Source organism: Micrococcus sp. HSID17227 (genome assembly GCF_003989405.1).
Lineage (GTDB): Bacteria > Actinomycetota > Actinomycetes > Actinomycetales > Micrococcaceae > Micrococcus > Micrococcus luteus.
The window spans coordinates 1-3,768 of sequence record NZ_RBLN01000217.1 but is presented as its reverse complement, the minus strand read 5'-3'; the positions used below and the strand labels follow the sequence as shown (position 1 = coordinate 3,768).

4 protein-coding genes are annotated in these 3,768 nt (G+C 72.5%); all 4 read right to left on the bottom strand.

Annotated features, from left to right (window positions below; translation table 11 throughout):
* A partial coding sequence (locus D8M29_RS09700; protein ID WP_238693375.1) for a DEAD/DEAH box helicase occupies window positions 1–2,339 on the bottom strand: 2,339 nt, incomplete at its 3' end.
* 74 nt (window positions 2,340–2,413) lie between these two features.
* Window positions 2,414–3,271: a twin-arginine translocase subunit TatC gene (tatC, locus tag D8M29_RS09695; RefSeq protein WP_041103787.1), complete on the bottom strand. Its 858-nt coding sequence runs from the start codon at window positions 3,269–3,271 to the stop codon at window positions 2,414–2,416.
* 20 nt (window positions 3,272–3,291) lie between these two features.
* Window positions 3,292–3,549 (bottom strand): twin-arginine translocase TatA/TatE family subunit, encoded by a 258-nt coding sequence (locus D8M29_RS09690; protein WP_002855080.1) that lies wholly within the window; start codon window positions 3,547–3,549, stop codon window positions 3,292–3,294.
* Between the two features lie 37 nt (window positions 3,550–3,586).
* Window positions 3,587–3,768 (bottom strand): hypothetical protein (locus tag D8M29_RS09685; protein WP_148111568.1); only part of this gene is annotated, 182 nt, incomplete at its 5' end.

Below are 3,768 nucleotides of genomic sequence, written 5' to 3'. Positions count from 1 at the left end.
TAGGTGCCCAGGATGATGCGCCGCTTGACCTCGGCGCCGAACCCGGCGGCGCGGGTGGCGCCCATGACCTGCTCGATCGTGCCGCCGCCGTCGGGCACCACGCGGTGGCCGTAGCGGACGCCGTCGACCAGGCGGTAGCCGGTAGGGACGGCGTGGAGGGGGGCAGGGTGGGAGGCGAGCGGCGGGGGGATGATGGGGTGGTCGGCCCCGAGGGCGGCGTCGAGGCTGTGGCAGGAGACCTGCCCGGTCTCGGCGCCGCGGTCAGGCAGGGCCGCGACGTGGTCGTCGAAGACGGCCCGGATGCCCGGGGAGAAGGCGTCAGCCGGCAGGTCCGTGACGACGCCGACGCGCGGATTCTGGGGGTTGCCGGCGGGGAACACGACGACGGCCCGGCCGAGTGAGCGGCCGGCATCGAGCTCGACGACGTCCCCGACCGCGAGGTTCGCGAGCGAGTCCTTCACGGCGGCCAGGTGGGCTCGACGGCGTCCCTGCGAGCCGGACTTCTCCGCGGCCGCGAGCTCCTTGCGCAGGGTGAGGTACTCGGCGAAGTCGCCGAGGTGACACTGCATGGCCTCCTCGTACTTCTCGAGGCTGGCCTGCTTCGAACGGAGCTCGCGGGCCAGGCCCACCACGGAGCGGTCCGCCTGGAACTGGGCGAACGAGGACTCGAGGATGCCCCGCGCCTGCTCCGCGCCGACCTGCGCCAGCAGATTAGCGGACATGTTGTAGGTGGGCCGGAACGAGGAGCGCAGCGGGTACGTGCGGCGCGAGGCCAGGCGCGCGACGGCGGCCGGGTCCAGCCCGGGACGCCACATCACCACGGCGTGGCCCTCGACGTCGATGCCGCGGCGGCCCGCCCGGCCCGTCAGCTGGGTGTACTCCCCCGGCGTGATGTCGACGTGGTTCTCGCCGTTGAACTTGACCAGCTTCTCGATCACCACGGAGCGGGCCGGCATGTTGATGCCGAGGGCGAGGGTCTCCGTGGCGAACACGGCCTTGAGCGCGCCGGCGGTGAACAGGTCCTCGACGGCCTCCTTGAACGGGGGCAGCATGCCGGCGTGGTGGGCCGCGAAGCCCCGGGACAGGCCGTCCCGCCACGCCCAGAACCCGAGGATCTCCAGGTCCTCGACGGGCAGCAGGCGCGCCGCCTCCTCGACCCGCTCGGCCACGAGCGCCTTCTCCCGCGCCGTGGTGAGGTCGAGCCCGGCCCGCAGGCACTGCTCCACGGCGGCGTCGCAGCCGGTCCGGGAGAAGATGAAGGTGATGCATGGCAGCAGCCCGTCGCGGTCGAGGACCCGGATCATCTCCGGACGCGACGTGGACAGCCGCGGTCCGCGCCGCGGGCCGCCGTCGTGACCGCCCGGCCGACCGGAGACCGGCCGCTCCCGGTCCAGTGCGGACGAGCCGGTCCGGCCCCGGCCGCCGTCGCGACCCGTGTGCCGGCCGCCCCTGGCCCGCCCCTTCGTGCCGCCCCCGCGCCCGTCGCGGTGCTGCTGCCGCCCGGGGCGCCCCCAGTCGGCGCGCTGGAACCGGCGCTCGGCCTCCTCCCCCAGGCGCTTGAGCTCGGGGTTGAGCAGGGCCTCCCCGTCCCGGTCCGCGGCGTCCTCGAAGGCGATGTCCTCGGCGAACAGGTCGTAGAGCCGGCCCCCGGCCATGATGTGCTGCCACAGCGGCACCGGCCGGTGTTCCGAGACGATCACGGTGGTGGCGCCCCGGACCGTGTCGAGCCAGGCGCCGAACTCCTCGGCGTTGGACACCGTGGCGGACAGGGAGATCAGCTGCACGTGCTCGGGCAGGTGGATGATGACCTCCTCCCACACCGGTCCCCGGAACCGGTCGGCGAGGTAGTGGACCTCGTCCATGACGACGAAGCCGAGGTCGATGAGGGTGTCCGACTGCGCGTACAGCATGTTGCGCAGCACCTCGGTGGTCATCACGACGACGGGCGCGTCCGGATTGACGGAGGTGTCCCCCGTGAGCAGGCCGACGTTCTCCGCGCCGTGCACGCGGGCGAGGTCCGCGTGCTTCTGGTTGCTGAGGGCCTTGATGGGGGTGGTGTAGAACGCCTTCGTGCCGCGGGCCAGGGCCAGGTGGACGGCGAACTCGCCGACCACCGTCTTGCCGGCACCGGTGGGCGCCGCGACGAGGACGCCGTGGCCGTCCTCGACCTCGGCGCACGCGCGGCGCTGGAAGTCGTCGAGGGGGAAGCCCACGCGTGCGGCGAACCGGCCGAGCTCGGAGCCGGCATGGTGCCGGGCCGCCCGGGCACGGGCGTAGCGCCCCGCCGGGCTCAGCTCGGGTTCGTCGTGCGGGGTCGCGGACGCGGGATGGTGGGCCATGGCCCCACCCTACTGGCGGGTCCGGACGCCGTCGTGGTCGTGCGTCCGGGCGGGAGGGCCGCCGCGTACGACGCTCAGATCTGATCGAGCGGCTTCGGGCCTTCGGCGAGCTCCGCCTCGACGTCCACCTCGCGCTGCCCCGAGCGGCGGTCACGACGACGGTCCCCCCACAGGCACAGGACGATGGCCACGCCGAAGAGGACGACGAGCGGGATCGCCATGTAGAACATGGAGATGGCGTCCGCACCGGGGGCGGCGATCGCGGCGATCAGCATGATCACGAAGACGGTGATGCGCCAGTGGTGGACGATCGTGCGGCCCGGCAGGATGCCGAGCATGTTCAGTCCCACCAGCAGCACCGGCAGGACCATGGCCACGCCGAACGCGAGGTAGAGACGCGTGACGAAGCTGATGTACACCGACGCCGTCGGGAGGTTCGCGCCGCCCTCGGGAGTGAAGCCCACGAAGAACTGGACGGCCTGCGGCATCACGAGCCACCCCAGCGCGATGCCGAAGATGAACAGGGGCACGGCCGCGGCGATGAAGCCCAGGGCGTACTTCTTCTCGGCCTTCTTCAGACCCGGCACGATGAATGCCCAGATCTGGTAGAGCCAGACCGGGCTGGACAGGATGAGCCCGATGAACATGCTGACCTTGAGCATGAGGTCGAACGGCGAGGCCACCGTGTCATAGGCGACGGCCGCCGTGTGTCCCTGGCTGGCGATCTCCTTGACCGGGCGGAACAGCTCCGCCATGACCGGCTGGTAGACGAGGAAGCCGATCACCATGCCGACCGCGACGGCGAGCGCCGACTTCAGCAGTCGGTTGCGCAGCTCCGTGAGGTGCTCGCGCAGCGGCATCTCGCCGGTGGGGTTGTCCCGCCGCTTCCGGCGGCGCCGGGTGCGGCGGGCGACCTCGTCGACCTCGGTCATCGGGTGGGGGTCCTTCCGGCTCAGCGCGGGTCGCGCGGGTCGGTCTCGTCACGCTCGACGACGCGGCCCTCGACCGGCTCGTCCGCGGCGGTGGAACCGGCGCCGGAGCGCTCGTCCGTGGTGCCCTTGCCCTCGGTGCGCATCTGCTTCACCTCGGAGGAGAAGATGCGCATCGACTGGCCGAGGTTGCGGGCCATCGCGGGCAGCTTCGGCGCCGCGAAGAGCAGGATCGCGAGCAGGATGATGATGACGAGCTGCCAGCCCTGGAGTCCAGCCATGATGAAGGGTCCTTTCGATGGGGTTCCGGGGTCCAGGCTACCGCGCCGGCAGGGCCGCGAGGGCATCGCCCAGCGCGTCCGCCACGGACGTCCGGAGGTCGGCGGGGGCCAGCACCTCGACGGCGCCGCCGTGGCGTCCGACCAGCGCGGCCGCCACGGCGGCGTCGGTCAGATGCACCCGGGTGAGCCGGTCGCCGTCGGGCAGGTCGGCCTGGGCGA

Coding starts and splice junctions, on each gene's coding strand:
- D8M29_RS09690 (WP_002855080.1), bottom strand. CDS start 3,549: ATGGCTGGACTCCAGGGCTGGCAGCTCGTCATCATCATCCTGCTCGCG.
- tatC (WP_041103787.1), bottom strand. CDS start 3,271: ATGACCGAGGTCGACGAGGTCGCCCGCCGCACCCGGCGCCGCCGGAAG.